This is a genomic window from Mesorhizobium australafricanum (assembly GCF_033977265.1).
In the GTDB taxonomy this organism is placed as follows: Bacteria; Pseudomonadota; Alphaproteobacteria; order Rhizobiales; family Rhizobiaceae; genus Mesorhizobium; species Mesorhizobium australafricanum.
Map to the genome: position 1 here is coordinate 658,123 of NZ_JAVIIT010000002.1, position 16,538 is coordinate 674,660.

Annotated in this window: 11 protein-coding genes and 1 tRNA gene; 7 read left to right on the forward strand and 5 right to left on the reverse strand. The window is 65.2% G+C overall.

Going from position 1 to position 16,538, the window contains the following annotated elements; genetic code table 11:
- The first annotated feature begins 32 nt into the window (after positions 1 to 32).
- Genes RFM98_RS06580 through RFM98_RS06600 form a run of 5 tightly spaced genes read left to right on the forward strand, consistent with a single transcriptional unit; the run spans position 33 to position 4,771 of the window.
- A complete protein-coding gene (locus tag RFM98_RS06580) occupies positions 33 to 833 on the forward strand; it encodes an ABC transporter ATP-binding protein (protein ID WP_320308078.1) in 801 nt (266 codons plus the stop codon).
- The gene (locus RFM98_RS06585; RefSeq protein ID WP_320308079.1) at positions 830 to 1,597 is read left to right on the forward strand and encodes an ABC transporter ATP-binding protein; all 768 of its coding nucleotides are present in this window, start codon (positions 830 to 832) and stop codon (positions 1,595 to 1,597) included. The genes RFM98_RS06580 and RFM98_RS06585 overlap by 4 nt, the downstream gene beginning before the upstream one ends.
- Positions 1,594 to 2,502 (forward strand): branched-chain amino acid ABC transporter permease, encoded by a 909-nt coding sequence (locus tag RFM98_RS06590; RefSeq protein WP_320308080.1) that lies wholly within the window; start codon positions 1,594 to 1,596, stop codon positions 2,500 to 2,502. Before RFM98_RS06585 ends, RFM98_RS06590 begins: the two co-directional genes overlap by 4 nt.
- On the forward strand, positions 2,499 to 3,476 hold the full coding sequence (locus tag RFM98_RS06595) for a branched-chain amino acid ABC transporter permease (RefSeq protein WP_320308081.1): 978 nt from the start codon (positions 2,499 to 2,501) through the stop codon (positions 3,474 to 3,476). Before RFM98_RS06590 ends, RFM98_RS06595 begins: the two co-directional genes overlap by 4 nt.
- Positions 3,473 to 4,771 (forward strand): NAD(P)/FAD-dependent oxidoreductase, encoded by a 1,299-nt coding sequence (locus tag RFM98_RS06600; protein ID WP_320308082.1) that lies wholly within the window; start codon positions 3,473 to 3,475, stop codon positions 4,769 to 4,771. The genes RFM98_RS06595 and RFM98_RS06600 overlap by 4 nt, the downstream gene beginning before the upstream one ends.
- Positions 4,772 to 5,125: 354 nt before the next feature.
- On the opposite strand, the gene RFM98_RS06605 is transcribed toward RFM98_RS06600, so the two are convergent.
- Positions 5,126 to 5,202 (reverse strand) — tRNA-His (locus RFM98_RS06605).
- Positions 5,203 to 5,544: 342 nt separating this feature from the next.
- Positions 5,545 to 6,006 (reverse strand): phasin, encoded by a 462-nt coding sequence (locus RFM98_RS06610; protein ID WP_320308083.1) that lies wholly within the window; start codon positions 6,004 to 6,006, stop codon positions 5,545 to 5,547.
- A 260-nt stretch (positions 6,007 to 6,266) separates the two neighbouring features.
- Between RFM98_RS06610 and RFM98_RS06615 the strand changes: the two genes are divergently transcribed.
- Entirely contained in the window at positions 6,267 to 10,304 is a 4,038-nt protein-coding gene (locus RFM98_RS06615; protein ID WP_320308084.1) for a PAS domain S-box protein, read from the forward strand.
- A gap of 310 nt (positions 10,305 to 10,614) precedes the next feature.
- On the opposite strand, the gene RFM98_RS06620 is transcribed toward RFM98_RS06615, so the two are convergent.
- A complete protein-coding gene (locus tag RFM98_RS06620) occupies positions 10,615 to 12,573 on the reverse strand; it encodes an acetoacetate--CoA ligase (RefSeq protein ID WP_320308085.1) in 1,959 nt (652 codons plus the stop codon).
- A 265-nt stretch (positions 12,574 to 12,838) separates the two neighbouring features.
- Here RFM98_RS06620 and RFM98_RS06625 point away from each other — a divergent pair, with 265 nt between their 5' ends.
- Positions 12,839 to 14,719 (forward strand): AsmA family protein, encoded by a 1,881-nt coding sequence (locus tag RFM98_RS06625; protein ID WP_320308086.1) that lies wholly within the window; start codon positions 12,839 to 12,841, stop codon positions 14,717 to 14,719.
- 32 nt (positions 14,720 to 14,751) lie between these two features.
- On the opposite strand, the gene RFM98_RS06630 is transcribed toward RFM98_RS06625, so the two are convergent.
- The gene (locus RFM98_RS06630) at positions 14,752 to 15,570 is read right to left on the reverse strand and encodes an ABC transporter permease (RefSeq protein ID WP_320308087.1); all 819 of its coding nucleotides are present in this window, start codon (positions 15,568 to 15,570) and stop codon (positions 14,752 to 14,754) included.
- Positions 15,567 to 16,532 (reverse strand): ABC transporter permease subunit, encoded by a 966-nt coding sequence (locus RFM98_RS06635; RefSeq protein WP_320308088.1) that lies wholly within the window; start codon positions 16,530 to 16,532, stop codon positions 15,567 to 15,569. The genes RFM98_RS06630 and RFM98_RS06635 overlap by 4 nt, the downstream gene beginning before the upstream one ends.
- Positions 16,533 to 16,538: the final 6 nt, after the last annotated feature.

The window sequence follows — 16,538 nt, forward strand, 5'->3', positions numbered from 1 at the left end:
GAAGCGATGAACGTTTCCGGCCTGAGGAAATGATGGGAGAGACGGAAAAGCGGCATGAGGCGGAGGCCCAGGCGCCGGTCCTGGCGGCGAAGAATGTCGTCAGGCGCTTCGGCGGGCTTGTCGCTGTCAACAATGTCTCTTTCGATGTCCGTCCGGGCGAGATCCTCGGCCTGATCGGCCCGAACGGTGCCGGCAAGACGACGATGTTCGACCTGCTCGCCGGCAGCATCCTGCCATCCAGCGGCGAGATCTATCTCGGCGGCGTGCCCGTCGCCGGCGAGGCCGCTCACCGCCGCATCGGCCGCGGCCTCGGCCGCACGTTCCAGATCCCCCGGCCCTTGCCCAATCTGACGCTGGTCGAAAACGTCATGCTCGCCGCGCAGGGACTGAGCGGAGAGCGGCTGCTCGCCAATTTCCTGATGCCGTGGCGGGTCGCCACCGAGGAGAAGGCAGCCGCCGCCAAGGCCACCGAGCTTCTCGAGCTCGTCTCGCTTACCCGGCTGGCGCACGAGCCGGCGCGCGTGCTCTCCGGCGGCCAGCGCAAGCTGCTCGAACTTGCCCGCGTGATGATGGCCGACCCGGCGATCATCCTGCTTGACGAGCCCGCGGCCGGCGTCAACGCCACTCTGCTCGAAGTCATCATCGACCGCATTCGCGACATCAACAAAAGCGGCATCACCTTCCTTTTGATCGAGCACAACATCGACATGGTGACGCGGCTCTGTGATCGCGTCCTGGTCATGGCGAGCGGCGAGTTGCTATGCGAAGGAACGGCCGACGGGGTGGCGCGCGATCCGCGCGTCATTGAAGCCTATCTCGGAGGCGCGGCATGAGCGACGTCGTGCTGGCCGTCCACGATCTGGAAGCCGGCTATGAGCCCGGCGTGCCCATCGTGCGCGGCGCCTCGATCACCGTCAACAAGGGCGAGATCGTCGTCGTTCTCGGCCCGAACGGCGCCGGCAAGTCGAGCCTGATCAAGGCAGTGGCCGGCCTCGTCCCGATCAGCCGCGGCACCGTGCTGCTCGACGGCAGGGACATCACTTCGGCGCCCGCCCATACCATGGTCCGCCTCGGGCTCGCCTTCGTGCCGCAGACCGAGAACGTCTTTCCGCTGATGTCGGTGGAAGACAATCTGAAGGTTGCCTGCGGCATCCTGAAGCCACGCGAAATCCCGGCGCGCATCGCGGAGATGTACGCGGCCTTCCCCGATCTCGAGCGGCAGCGAAAAACGGCAGCCGGCAACCTCTCGGGCGGGCAACGGCAGATGCTGGCGGTGGCGCGGGCGCTGATCGTGCGTCCGAAGGTGCTGGTGCTCGACGAGCCGTCGGCTGGCCTTTCGCCAAAATTCGTCGCCATGGTGTTCGAGATGCTCTGCGCCATCCGCAGATCCGGCGTCACCATCCTTCTGGTCGAACAGAATGCCAAGGCGGCGCTTGCCATAGGCGACCGCGCCTATGTGCTGGTCGAAGGCAAGGACCGGCACGAAGGCGCCGCCGCCGAACTCTGGAACGATCCGGTGGTCGCGGAGCTCTATCTTGGTCAGCGCCCGAAGAGCGACGGCAAGGCCATATCCTCCGGCAAGGGGAGCGCTGCATGAGCCTGCAATTCATCGTCGACGGACTGCTGACCGGCTCGATGATCGGCCTCGGCGCCATCGGCGTCACGCTGACCTATTCGATCCTGCGCTTCTCGAATTTCGCGCATGGCGACTTCATGGCTTGGGGCACTTACGCGACGCTCGCTGTCGTCGGCGCCATCGGCGCAATGTTCGGCAAGGTCGCGCCGATCGGCTCGCTCTCCTTCGGCTGGCCGCTGATCGTGGCGCTCGTCGTCGGGATGGCCTTCACCGGGCTGCTCGCGCTGCTGCTCGACCTGGTGCTGTTTTCCCGGCTGCGCAAGCAGGGCCAGGCCATCATCGTGGTGATGGCGAGCTTCGGCGCCTCGATGGCGCTGAGAAGCCTGCTCGAATTCACGTTCACGTCGCGGCCTACCTATTTCAGCCGGGCCATACAGATCGCCATGCCGGTCGGGCTCGGCATCCGCATCACCCCGGACCAGATCGCCCTGCTCCTGCTGACCGCCCTCCTGGTGACGGGCGTCCATCTCCTGATTACGCGCACGCAGACTGGCCGCGCCATGCAGGCGCTCAGCCAGAACGCGGCGCTCGCCCGCGTCGTCGGCATCGACGTCGCCAAGGTCGTGCGTGTCACCTGGATCATCGGCGGGGGACTGGCCTGCGTGGCCGGCGTCATGATCGGCATTCTCATCCAGATCCGACCCTTCATGGGCTTCGACATGCTGCTGCCTATGTTTGCCGCCGCCATCCTGGGTGGCATAGGCAGCGTGCCGGGCGCCGTGCTTGGCGGGTTGATCATCGGCTTGGCCGAGGCCGGCGCCGTGCAACTGATCGGCGCCGAATGGCGCGCGGCAGTTTCCTTCATCATCCTGATGGCAGTGCTGTTTGTGCGGCCCATCGGCCTCTTCGGGATTCGCGAAAGATGATCGATCTCGTCGGCTACGGCGCCTTCTTCCTGACCACGGCGTTGATCTTTTCGCTGATCACACTGGGGCTGAACCTGCAATGGGGGCTGACCGGCCTGTTCAATGTCGGGCTCGCCGGCTTTGTCGCGATCGGCGCCTACACCTCGGCGCTGCTCACCACGCCGGCCGATCCCGCGCGGCTTGGCGGTTTCGAGCTGCCGATCCTCATCGGCTGGCTGGGCGCGATGGTGGTGGGCGGCCTTGCCGCGGCGCTGACCGGCATCGCCACGCTGCGTCTTAGATCGGATTACCTGGCGATCACCACCTTCGGCGTTGCGGTGGTCGTGCAATTGGTCGCGCTCAATGCCCAGAAGCTCACCGGAGGCCCTTTCGGTATCGGCTTCATTCCGCGGCCCTTTGGCGGCCTCGCCGAAACGCCGCTGCTCTTCAACCTGTCTAACCTCGCCATCGTCTCGGTGGTGACGCTCGCCGCATACCTCGCGCTCGAACATCTCTCCCGCAGCCCGTGGGGCCGCGTCCTGAAGGCGCTGCGCGAAGATGAGCGTGCAGCGATTTCGCTCGGCAAGAGCGCGCGCTTCTACCGCGTGCAGGCCTTCGCGGTGGGCGGCGCCATCATGGCGCTCGCCGGGGCGCTGCAGGCGCATTTCATCGGCTTCATCGCGCCGGACAACTACCTGCCGATCCTCACTTTCCAGGTCTGGGTCATGCTGATCGTGGGCGGCTCCGGCAACAACCTGGGCGCCGTTGCCGGCAGCGTGCTGGTCTGGGCGATATGGGCCGGCTCGGGCGCGTTCACCAGCGTGCTGTTCTCGCCTGAGCAGCAGGCGCGCGCGGCCGCCCTGCAGATCGTCGCTATTGGCGTGATGCTATGCGTCATCCTGCTGGTCAGGCCGAGCGGCCTGCTCGGCGAGAGGCCGCGCCGCGTTCGCACGAAGAAGGCTGTGAGCCAAGCCCCGGAGAGCAGCGGCCCATGAGCCGGACGCAGCGATCAACCGGCCTATCGCTCTGGCATGCCACCGCTCGCGATCGCCGCGACCGGCCGCCGCTTGAAGGCCGGCTCGACGTCGACCTGGCGATTGTCGGCGGCGGCTTCGCAGGCCTGTCGACCGCACTCCACGTTGCCGAGAGAGGCATTTCCGTTGCTCTCCTGGAAGCAGAGATCATCGCCTGGGGGGCGACGGGCCGCAATGCCGGCTTCGTCGTGCCGAACTTCGCCAAGATGGATCCGTCCGCCATCATCGCCCATCTCGGCCCGGACCACGGCGGACGCCTGATCGACTTTGCCGCCGGCAGCGCCGACCTGGTGTTCGACCTCGTCAAGCGGCACGGAATCGATTGCCACGCCCTGCAGAACGGCTGGATCCAGCCGGCGCATTCGGTTGCGGCCCTCGAAAAGGTGAAAGCCCGGGCCGGCCAATGGGCGGCGCGCGGCAGGCCCGCCGTCACGCTCGACAGGCAAGCCGTCGAGCAACTTACCGGCGTGCGCGGCTATGCCGGCGGCTGGATGGATCGTTCCGGCGGCCTGCTCGATCCGGTCGCCTACGCGCGCGGCCTGGCGGACGCCGCGGAAAAAGTTGGCGCCCGCATTTTCGAGCACAGCCGCGTGACGGCGATCGAGCGGACTGCGCAAGGCTGGACGTTAAAGACGCCGTCGGGATCGGTGCGGGCGGGAAAGGTTCTGATCGCCACAAACGCCTATGGTGGGGAGCTCGATCCGGCTCTCGGGAAAACTTACATCCCGCTTCGGATATTCCAGATCGCGACGGCGCCGCTGCCGCGCTCCATACGCAGCCGGCTGTTGCCTGGCGGACAGGGTGTCGGGGACACGAGACGCAACCTTTTGACTTTTCGCTTCGACAGCGACAACAGGCTGATCAGCGGCGGCATGCATGTTGTCGGCGCCGGCGCCGAAACGCGGGTGCCGCAAGCGATCTGGCGGCGCCTCGCCACGCATCTCGAGCTGCCGGACGTCCCGCCGCTGCAATATTCCTGGTCCGGCATGGCGGCCGTCGAGCCTGATTTCTTGCCGCGCCTCGTCGATCTCGGTCCTGGACTGATCGCGGGCTTTGCCTGCAACGGCCGCGGCATCGCCATGACTACGGCGATGGGCAAGGCGCTCGCCGATTGGGCCGGGGGAATGAATGCGGGCGACTTGCCGCTTCCCTTCGCTCCGCCATCGCCGATCTCGTTCCACAACGTGGTCCGTTATGCGCCGAACGTCTTGCTCGCATGGAGCATTTTGCGCGATCGCCTGGAACGGACGCGTTGATGGCCGCTAGATGTCTGACCGTGCGCAAGCGCGGCGGCGGCATGAGGGTGGACAGGAGACCGGCGCGCGTCTCGGCGAGCTCGTTCAAGACGAGCGAACCGCCGGCGATCTCGGCGAGGATGGCAAGCAGGCCAGTGCCGGCAGAACGCTCAAGCGCGCGGTCGAGGCAGTGATCAGCGCCTCAACGCGGCTCGATCAATTCGGCGTCTGGCAACGGAGCAAAAACGGCGGCGGCGATACCCGCGCACGAATTCGCCGCGACCGTCGAGGTCGCAGACCTCTCGGGGTAGGCGTCGCCTGTAATGAAAATCCCGAATTTATGATGGAAAATCAGCCTCTTACGCGAAAGGCCAATGGTACCGTTGGCTGGGATCGAACCAGCGACCTCCGGATCCACAATCCGGCGCTCTAACCAGCTGAGCTACAACGGCACGTCTGCCTGAACTGGATCAAGGTGAAGCTTCGTTCTCCGTGATCCGCTCTGTCGTTCGGCGATGCGTCAAATACGGGCTATCGGATTCTAATTCAAGGGCCTTGATAAGGTAAAGGATGGGTTTCCTCATCCGCCTCTGGTCAAGGCAAAAGAAAAGGCCGGCGGGAGGAGGTGCCGGCCTTTTCCTGTTACGAGCCAGCGGGAGGAGGTGCTGGCTGGTCACCCCGGAAACGGAGGGAGGAGGTTCCATTTCCGGGTATCTGATTGCTCAACCTATCGCATGACTATTTGTCTGACGAAATGCGACGTTTTGATGCATCGCACGGGTTGTGCGCGGAAATTAGGCAGCCTTGACGTCCTTCATCGCCTTCTCGAAGGCGCTCTTGACCGGCTTGGAAACGTCCTCGACCGCCTTGGTGGCAACGGTCTGGAACTCCTTGGCCTGCTCGACGGCCATTTCGAAGCGCTTGCGCAGGAAGGAGGTCTGCAGCTCGACGACTTCCGAAAGGGTCTTGGCGCCGACCAGGGCTTCGAGGTGCGAGAAGCTGGCCTCGGAATTGGCGCGCAGCGTGGCAATCGCCTTGAGCGAAACGTCGCTGGAAACGGCCTTGGCGGTCTCATAGGTCGACTCCAGAACCTTCTGGGTCTCCTCGGCGCCGGTCTTCAGCTTGGCATAGGCTTCCTTCGACTGCTCGACGCCCTTCTCGGCGAAGGCGCGCATCTGGTCGGTCGCCTTGGAGGCGTCGAAGCTCGGGAATTCAACGTTTTCGATGGTGTCGGTCTTGGCGGTGGTCTTGGACATTTTCCAACCTTTCGGGGCAGCGGCTTTGACAGAAAGCCGTCTCGTTCATGTATAGTGGCAATATAAAGGATTTTTTGTGCATTGCAATATCTTTGTTGCACCGCACCATAAAAATCTTCCCATACGTCAGCCCTAGGGGCCGTTAACCAAGAGCCCAGAGATTTCGGCCGTTGCAAGCCAGGGCTTGTGGACCTTCGGGCCGCGGCCTTTTATTAACAAAGCGTTAACTGAAATGCCCGCTTCGGAGGGTTGGCCCGCGCATGCCGCCTGAAAACTACTCCTTCCTCGACGTCGCCGTGCTCGACGCGGTGCGCCAGCGCTTTGCCGCCGGCGACGCTTTGGCCATATTGTCGGCCGACCTCGAACAGGTGATCTGGGCGAACGGTCCGGGGGCGTCGATGTTCGGCTATCCGGATATCGAGGCCATCATCGGCGCCTCGGCACGGCTGCCGCTGATTGCCCGGCGGCAGATCATGGCGACCAGCGGTTTTCCGGATATCGGCAGCGACCGGGCCATCACGGTGAGGCTCGCCACCGGCATGGTAAGCCGCGCCGTCGGTTTCGTGGCCAGCGCCGTGACGATGCCGGACGGCGAGAAGGCAATCATGCTGGCGGTGCCGGCGGCGCAGACCAGGTCGCGCAGCGCCGGCGAGATCGCCAGCCGCGCCATCGGCGGCTTCACCGAAGCCGGTCATTTCATCGCTTTCGTCGACGCGCAAGGCGGTATCGAGGCGGCCTCGGACGGCTTTGCGGCGCTCGGCATCGAGCCGGGGACGCTGGCTGCCCTGGTTGCGGACGTGACCGCGAGCGGAGACCGCCTTGTCAAGCGCCTTGTGCCGGGCACCGATACGTCCTACCCGGCCGGTTTTGCGCGGCTCACCGATGCACGCCATCTGCTCGTGGTGATCGATGAGGACCAGCTCGACGGCGACCAAGGCGACCAGCCGGCCGCCGGCCAGGGCGATCAGCCCGGCGATCAGCAGGTCGCGGCGCCAGAGGCGGTTGCGGCCACGCTGTCGGGTGAAAGCCTGGCCGTCGAGCCCGAGCCTGTTCAGGACAACAGCCCCGCGCCGGCCGTGGCGGCTGGTGAACAGGCTGAGCTGGTCCCAGAGGCTCGTGAAGGCGAGGCACGGCCTGACGCGGAAAGCCGGGCCGTGGCCGACCAGCAGCCTACCCGGACCAATCATCAGGCGAATGTCAGCGAGCCCAGCCAACGGGCAGCGGACGACAGTGCCGGCCAGCACGACCATTGGTACTTCAACGCCGGCGACGATGCCAGGCAAGCTCAACCGACAGCACCGGCAACGGACGCGACGAAGGAAGCCATCGCGGCCGAAGGCCGTCGGCAGGACGTCGGCGAAACCGCCGGACGCGAAACCGTCACGCCGGCACAAGCGGTGCCGCCCCGCGACATCGACCGCTCCGCGCTGCCGCTGCGCTTCGTCTGGCGCACCGACGCCGAAGGCAAGTTCAGCGCGCTGTCGCCCGAATTCGCTAATATCGTCGGCCAGCCCGCCGCCGACGTGATCGGCCGCCGCTTCAAGGACGTCGCCACCACTTTCGGCCTCGACGCCTCGGGCGAGATCGCCGGTCTGCTCGAACGGCGCGACACCTGGTCCGGCCGGTGGGTGCTGTGGCCGGTGGCTGGAACCGGTCTGAAGATCCCGGTCGATCTCGCGGCGCTGCCGGTCTACGGCCGCGGCCGCGCCTTCGAGGGTTTTCGTGGTTTCGGGGTCGCGCGCAGCGCCGACGCCGTGGTCGATCCGGAAGCGCTTGGCATGGCTTTGGTGCCGAATGCCGCGCCAACCGGGGCCGCCCCTGGCGGGGCCGGGCCGTCGGTTGGGCAGCCAGCAGCGGAGCAGACGTCACCGGAACAGGCAAAGCCTCAAGATCCCTTCCAGGGTGAAGTGCCGGCATTGACCATCGTGCCGAAGCCGGAGCGGCGCTTCGCCGACAAGGTGATAAGGCTGGCCGAGCATCGCCAGCCGGCCAATGACAAGCAGCCGGGAAGTGACACGCCCGCGGATCACAGGGGCCTGTCGATCCTCGAGCGCAGCGCCTTCCGCGAGATCGGCGAAAGGCTGCGCAGGGACAGTTCCATCCCTGCCGAGCCGAGCGTCCCCGAAGCTGACAAGCAGCCCGACGCGGCTGTTGCCGGCAAGGACAAGGCAACGGCGAACGAGCCGGCCAGCGAGACCAAGGCCGAGGCAAACCAGCCGCTCCCACTTGACGCGGCCGAGCAAGACAGTTCCGCGCGGGACGCGACCTTGTCGTCCACGCCGGAGGTTTCGGAGATTGCCGACGCGGAGGCCGATACGGAGACCGCGGAGGCGGAGACCGAGGCGGAAGACCAGGAAGATCTGGCGCGGCTCGACGGCATCGATGAGGCCGCCGAGACGGGCGTCGCCGGCCAGGCCGAGACCCCGAAAGGTTCCGGCTCGCTGCTCAACTATGCCGATGGCGAGAAATCCACGGAAGAAGCCGACGGCGCGCCTGTTTCCCAGACCGAGCGGGAGGCCCGGCATGCGGCCGAACATGGGGCCGCGGAACCGCAGCAGCCGGTCGCGGCCGGGCAGTCGGCCCCCGATGCGACGGCGGCCGACGACAGCATGACCGCCGACGATTTCCGCGACGCGCAAGACAATGAGGATTGGGCCGGCTCCGATGCCGATGCCGCCACGGTCGCAGGAGAACGGCCGGAAGAACCGGAAGCGGTAGCGTCGGCGCGGCCGCGCCTCGAAGTACCGCCGCTCAAACTCGCAGGCTTTGTACCGTCCGCTTTTTCGACCGGGGAAGAAGCCACGGCGCCCGATACATCCATCCTCGCCAGGCTGCCGGTGCCGCTGCTCATCCATTCGGGCGACATGCTGCATTATGCCAATGACGCCTTCCTCGAGCTCACCGGCTACGATGCGCTGGACGACCTCGCGGATGCGGGGGGGCTGGGCGCGCTCTTTGCCGATCCCTACGCCGAGGACAGCGCCGCGGACGAAAGCGACCGCTCGTTGAAGCTCAAGACCCGACAGGGCCAGGAATTTCCGATCGACGCGCTGCTGCGGTCCGTGCCGTGGCACGGCGGCAAGGCGCTGATGCTGGTGGTGCGGCGCTCCGGGGAGGACGATGCGGCGCATTTCACCGCCGCGAATGATGAGCCAGCGCTCCAGCCGGACGTTCCGGAATTGAAGTCGCGCATCGCCGAGATGCGCACCATCATCGACACCGCCACCGACGGCGTCGTGCTGATTGGCCGCGACGGCAACATCCGTTCGATCAGCCGTCCGGCGGAAGCGCTGTTCGGTTTCGACAGCGACGAGGTTGCCGGAAAGCCCTTTGCCTCGCTGTTCGCCATCGAAAGCCAGCGCGCGGCGCGCGACTATCTCGCGGGCCTTTCGGAACCGGGCGTGGCGAGCGTGCTCAATGACGGCCGCGAGGTCATCGGCCGCGAGGCGCAGGGGCGCTTCATTCCGCTGTTCATGACCATCGGCCGGCTGCCCAGCGACAGCGGCTTCTGCGCCGTGGTGCGCGACATCACGCAATGGAAACGGGCCGAGGAAGACCTGACGCAGGCACGCGCGGTGGCCGAGCGCGCCTCCTCGCAAAAGACGGATTTCCTGGCCCGCATCAGCCACGAAATCCGCACCCCGCTCAATGCCATCATCGGCTTTTCCGAGTTGATGGTGGATGAGAAATTCGGCCCTATCTCCAACGACCGCTACCGCGACTATCTGCGCGACATCAACCGGTCGGGCAATCACGTGCTCGATCTCGTCAACGACCTGCTCGACATCTCGAAGATCGAGGCCGGCCAGCAGGAGATGGATTACGAGGCGGTGTCGCTGAACGACACGCTGGCCGAGACGGTGGCGATGATGCAGCCGCAGGCCAACCGCGAACGCGTCATCATCCGCTCGAGCTTCGCCTCGCGGCTGCCGGAAGTGGTGGCGGATTTGAGAAGCGTTCGCCAGATCGCCCTCAACATCCTGTCCAACGCCATCCGCTACACCCAGGCCGGCGGCCAGGTGATCGTCTCGACCGCTTACGAGGCCTCTGGCGATGTCGTCATGCGCGTACGCGACACCGGCATCGGCATGACGCCGGCCGAGATCGAGCAGGCGCTGAAGCCATTCAAGCAGATCAATGCGCTCAAGCGCGGACGCGGCGACGGCACCGGCCTCGGCCTGCCGCTCACCAAGGCGATGGTGGAAGCGAACCGCGCCCGTTTCACCATCACCTCCACGCCGGGCGAAGGAACCCTGGTCGAGGTTGGCTTCCCCTCGACCCGCGTGCTCGCCGAGTAGCGCCCGATCAGACCCAAAGAAAAAGGCGTCCTGGAGGACGCCTTGAGAAATGGGATGCTGTCACAACGGGGGCTTGAGCTGAACCTCAGGGGACGAGGATCGGGATTTCTCCCTCAAGTTACACGCGACTATCGGGGTCGTCCCTTAACAAGTCCTTACCGCGTCGCAAAGAAATTTACGAATGTGTACCACCCATGAAATCTAGGTAAATTCGGCGGACAGATTTTATTAACCATGCCGAGGGGCGTTTGACGGTCGACCGCGAAGGGCACAACCAGGAAACTCTCTGCGGGCGATAATCCGTTTGGCTCTAGCTTGCCAGCTGCGGCAGCTCGCGGAACAGTTCCAGCGCCTCGGGATTGGCGAGCGCCTCCTTGTTCTTGACGGCGCGGCCATGGACCATGTCGCGCACCGCAAGTTCGGTGATCTTGCCGGACTTGGTGCGCGGGATGTCGGTGACGGCGACGATCCTGGCCGGCACATGGCGCGGACTGGCGCCGCTGCGGATCTTGGCGCGGATGCGCTTTTCCAGATCCTCGTCCAGGGGCGCGCCGGCGGCCAGCCGCACGAACAGCACGACGCGGACATCATTGTCGAAATCCTGGCCGATGCAGAGCGCCTCGAGGATTTCCGGCATCTGTTCGACCTGGTTGTAGATCTCGGCCGTGCCGATCCGCACGCCGCCCGGATTGAGCGTTGCGTCCGAGCGGCCATGGATGACCATGCCGCCATGGGCCGTCCATTCGGCGAAGTCGCCGTGGCACCAGACATTGTCGAAACGCTCGAAATAGGCCGCGTGATACTTCTTGCCTTCGGGGTCGTTCCAGAAGCCGGCCGGCATCGACGGGAAGGCTTTCGTGCAGACGAGCTCGCCCTTCTCCTGCCGGATCGGCTTGCCGTCGTCGTCCCAGACATCGACCGCCAGGCCGAGACCGGGCCCCTGGATCTCGCCGCTCCAGACCGGCTCGGTCGGCACGCCGAGCACGAAGCAGGAGACGATGTCGGTGCCGCCGGAGATGGAGGCCAGATGCACATCCTTCTTGATGCCTTCATAGACGAAGCGGAAATCCTCCGGCGACAGCGGCGAACCTGTCGAGGACAAGGTGCGCACGCTCGACAGATCGTGGCTCGCGATCGGCTTCAGCCCGGCCTTGCGAACCGAATCGATGAACTTGGCCGAGGTGCCGAAATAGGTCATCTTCTCGGCATCGGCGAAATCGAACAGCACATTGCCGTCGGGGTAGAAAGGCGAGCCGTCATAAAGCAAAAGCGTCGCGCCGGAGGCGAGGCCCGATACCAGCCAGTTCCACATCATCCAGCCGCAGGTGGTGAAGTAGAACAGGCGATCGCCGTCGAGCAGGCCGGCATGCAGCCGGTGCTCCTTGACGTGCTGGATCAGCGTGCCGCCGGCCGAATGCACGATGCATTTCGGGATGCCGGTCGTGCCCGAGGAAAACAGGATGTAGAGCGGATGCGCAAACGGCAGCCGCTCGAAGCTGACAGTCCTGGCGGCAAAGGGCGAGAGCGCTTCTTCGAGGGCGGCAGCCTCGTCGATGGTGGCGGCGACGTCGGCCGATGTGCCGAGATAGTCGACGATCAGCACCTTGCGCAGCGTGGCGAGCTTCCCTGCTACCGCGCGGACCTTGTCGGCCACCTCGATCGCCTTGCCATTATACCAATAGCCGTCCGGCGCGATGAAGACGACAGGCTCGATCTGACCGAAACGGTCGAGCACGCCCTGCTCGCCGAAATCGGGAGAGCATGACGACCAGACCGCGCCGATCGAGGCTGCGGCCAGCATCGCGGCGGCCGCTTCGGGCATGTTGGGCATCATGGCGGCGACGCGGTCGCCGGCCTTGACGCCGAGCGACAGGAAGAGCTGCTGCAGCCGCGAGGTCAGCGCATGAAGTTCGTTCCAGGACAGCCGGCGCTCGACCTTGTCCTCGCCGCGAAAGACGATGGCCGGACCGCCGCCGGTCTTCTTCAAAAGGTTCTCGGCGAAATTGAGCCTGGCGTCGGGAAAGAAGCTGGCGCCAGGCATCCTCTCGCCGTCGACGAGCTTCCGCTCACCCTTGTCGCCAACAAGATCGCAAAAATCCCAGACCAGGCTCCAGAACGCTTCGCGATCCTCGATCGACCAGCGGTGAAGCTCGGCATAGCCGGAGAATGCCAGCCCGGCCTTTGCTTCCGCGGCTTTCATGAACGCGGTTAGGGGCGCCGCATCGATCCGCTCCTGCGTCGGGATCCACAAAGGTGTATCGGCGGCCATGATCGCTCCTCCCAAACCGCGTCGCGTTTGAGCCAGTTAAGCTCAACATCGCATATGCCATCGTCCCAAAAACGGCGCGCCACCGCGGACCGGGACCGTTCAGACCGCTTATGCATATTGCAGCGCAGCAGAGCAAGATTTTGTTCGGTCGACGCATGGCGGGCGCTGCGCAAATGCCATCGCAAGGCCATAAAGACTTGAAAAGCGTCGGCGCTCGGTTACACCCGTCGGGCGATTTGTCGGCAATGAAAGCATACGGGGCGAAATGCCATCATCTGTGATCCGGCGCGGGGTGTGGGCGATCGGCGTTGCCGTGCTCGTCATCGCGCTCGCTGTCGCGGCGTTGCCGCTGATCGCCTCGACCCGCATCGTGCGCGACCGCATCGCATGGGAGTTGAGTGCCTGGAGCGGCTTCCGCGTCACCATCGACGGCTCGCCGCGCATCGAAGTGTGGCCGAAGTTCCGGGCCATCCTCAGCGACGTCACGTTGTCGCAATGGACCGAGACCGATGCGCCGCCGGTGGTCGAGGCCGATCGCGTCGAAATCGATCTGTCGGCGATGGCCGCCTTGCAGGGCGACGTCGCCTTTTCAACGGCAAGGCTGGTTCGTCCGACGATCAGGGTCCAGCGCATGGCGAGCGGCTTCTATCTGCCGCCGCTTCCGACCGGGGGACGCATCACGCGCTCGATCGATACCGCGCGCGGCGTGGTCACCGCCAACCCGCAGAAGCCCGATCTGGGCAGATTGCCTTCCGATCCGTTCGGCACCGTCGAGTTCCGCGATGGCCGCGTCGTGACCACGGCTGACGGCAAGGACACCGAAATCCTGAGCAGCCTCAGCGGCCAGGTGAACTGGGAAGCGATGAACAGCGAAGCATCGCTGACCGCAACCGGCATCTGGCGCGGCGAAAGCATGCAGCTCGATTTCTCCTCGCCGAAACCGCTGGTGCTGTTTGCCGGGGGAGCAGCACCCGTTACCCTCTCCTTCAAGGCTGCGCCCGCGACCTTCTCCTTCGACGGGTCGGCCTCGATGTCGGACAATGCCTATCTGGACGGCCAGGCAAAGTTTGCCGCGCCGTCGCTGCGGCGCGCGCTGGAGTGGTCGCAGGCCGGCCTCGCGCCTGGCGCGGCGATAGGTGCGGTCTCGATCGCCAGCAAGGTGAACGCCTCGGCGGGACGCGCGAAATTCGAGAACACCACCGTCACGCTCAACAACAATCCGGGCATGGGCGCGCTGGATTTCTCCTTCGCCGAGGGGCGCCCGGTGATTGCCGGCACACTCGCCTTCGATACGCTCGACCTCAGGTCTTTCCTGTCGGCTTTCACGCCTGTGGCGCCGACCGGCGACGCCGGCCCCGTCGACATCGACACTAGCTTCGCCGACCGCATAAACCTCGACCTCAGACTGTCGGCGGCGCATGCCAACGTGGGACCAGTGCAACTGGCCGACGTCGCGGCGACCGCGCAGGTGAAGAACGGTCTTGCCGTCTTCGACATATCCGACGCTTCGGCCTTTAACGGCACCATCCAAAGCAGCCTGCGCTTCGACCGCAAGCCGGAAGGCACGCAGGTCGAGATGCGGCTCTTGGCATCGGACGTGGATACGGGAGCTTTTGCTACGGCGGCGGGAATGACGCGGCTGGTGCCAGCCGGCACCGGGACGGTATCGGTCATCCTCAAGGGTCCGGGCAAGGCCTGGAACTCGATCTTCGAGAATGCCGACGGATCGTTCTCGGCGACTTTCGGGCCGGGCACGCTCAACGGGCTCGACCTGCCGGCCTTCCTCAAGCGCAACCAGCAAGGCGGTTTCTTCGCGCTCGACGACGTCGCCAATGGTTCGCTGCCGATCAATGGCGCCGAGATCAAGGCAAGCATTTCGAAGGGCGTGGCGCGCGTCGACAAGGCCGAGATCAACTCGCAGAAATACAAGATCTGGCTGTCCGGCATCGCCTCCTATGTCGGGCGCGGGCTGGCGCTCTCGGGCGGCGTCGTGCCGAACGGACAGCCGGCGCAGCAGCCCCAGCAGGCCAGCGGCCAGGCAGCCAGTCCGGCTCCCGCGCCGCCGAGCCAGTCGCTGTTCTTCGTCGGCGGCAACTGGAGCGCGCCGTTCATATCGCCGATCGCTCCCGGCGTTTCAGGCCAGTAGAGGCGGAGGCGCTGAGCGCCCCGCCCCCGCAATCAACCGCGCTGCGCGGCCTGCTCGTCGAGCTGGCGCTGGATCTCGCGGCGTTTGTTGGCGATCGAGGCGATGATGACGCCGACCGCCACCACCGCGATCAGGATGGTGCAGGCGGCATTGATTTCCGGCGTCACGCCGAGGCGCACCTGGCTGTAGATCTTCATCGGCAGCGTGGTGGCGCCGGGACCCGAGGTGAAGCTGGCGATGACCAGATCGTCCAGCGAGAGCGTGAAAGCCAGCATCCAACCGGAGATGATCGCCGGCAGGATGACCGGCAAGGTGATCTGGAAGAAGGTCTTCACCGGCGGCGCGCCGAGATCCATGGCCGCCTCCTCGAGCGAGCGGTCGAACGTGACCAGGCGCGACTGCACGACGACCGCCACGAAGCACATGGTGAAGGTGATGTGCGCGAGCGTCACCGTGAAGAAGCCGCGATCGAGCCCGACGGCGACGAAGAGCAGCAGCAGCGAGAGGCCTGTGATGACTTCCGGCATGACCAGCGGCGCAAACACCATGCCCGAGAAAAGCAACCGCCCCCTGAAGCGCGTGTAGCGCGTGAGCGTGATGGCGGCGAGCGTGCCGAGCACGGTCGCCACCGTGGCCGAGATGACGCCGACACGCGCCGTCACCCAGGTGGCGTCCATCAGGCCCTGGTTGTGGAACAGCGACACGTACCATTTGGTCGAGAAGCCGCCCCAGACGGTGACGAGCTTCGATTCGTTGAAGGAAAAGACGATCAAAAGCACGATCGGCAGATAGAGAAACGCAAAGCCCAGCACGATCGAGGTGATGTTGAAGCGGCTCCAGGTCGGGTTCATTTGCCCTGCTCCTGTGCGCGTGCCTGGGCCTGCTGAAAGAACATGATCGGGATGGTCAGCACCAAAAGCAGGATCACGGCCACCGCCGACGAGACCGGCCAGTCGCGGTTGGAGAAGAACTCGTTCCAGAGCGTCTTGCCGATCATCAACGTCTGCGAGCCGCCGAGGAGGTCGGGGATGACGAACTCGCCGACGGCCGGAATGAACACCAGCAGGCAGCCGGCGACGACGCCGGGCAGCGACAGCGGGAAGGTGATCTTCCAGAAGGCGCCGGTCGGCGGACAGCCGAGGTCCTGCGCGGCCTCGATCAGCGAATAGTCCATCTTCTCCAGCGAGGAATAGAGCGGCAGCACCATGAAGGGCAGGTAGGAATAAACGATGCCGATGAAGATCGCGGTGTAGGTGTTGAGGATGACCAGCGGCTGGCTGATCAGCCCGGTGGCGAGCAGAACCTGATTGAGCAGCCCCTCGGGTTTCAGGATGCCGATCCAGGCATAGACGCGGATCAGGAACGAGGTCCAGAACGGCAGGATCACCAGCATCAGCAGGGTCGGGCGGATCGTCGCCGGGGCACGCGCCATGCCATAGGCGATCGGATAGCCGACGATCAGGGTGAGTATCGTCGAGATCCCCGCGATGATCAGGCTCGTCACATAGGCGTTGAAATAGAGCGCGTCCTGGGTGAGCCAGGTGTAGTTCTCGAAGTTGAGCTCGCGGACGCCCGCGAAGAATCCCGAGACGCCGTCCTTGAAGTCGAGCACGGGCGTATAGGGCGGCATCGAGATCGCTGTCTGCGACAGCGAGATCTTGAAGACGATGATGAAGGGAACGAGGAAGAAGAACAGCAGCCAGAGATAGGGAACGATGATGACGAGGCGGTTGACGAAGCCCTTCGCCAGCCGCGTCTGCGGCGTGGCCGCGGCAGCGGTCGACGGAGCGGCTGTAACTGCGATGTTTGTCATGTCCGC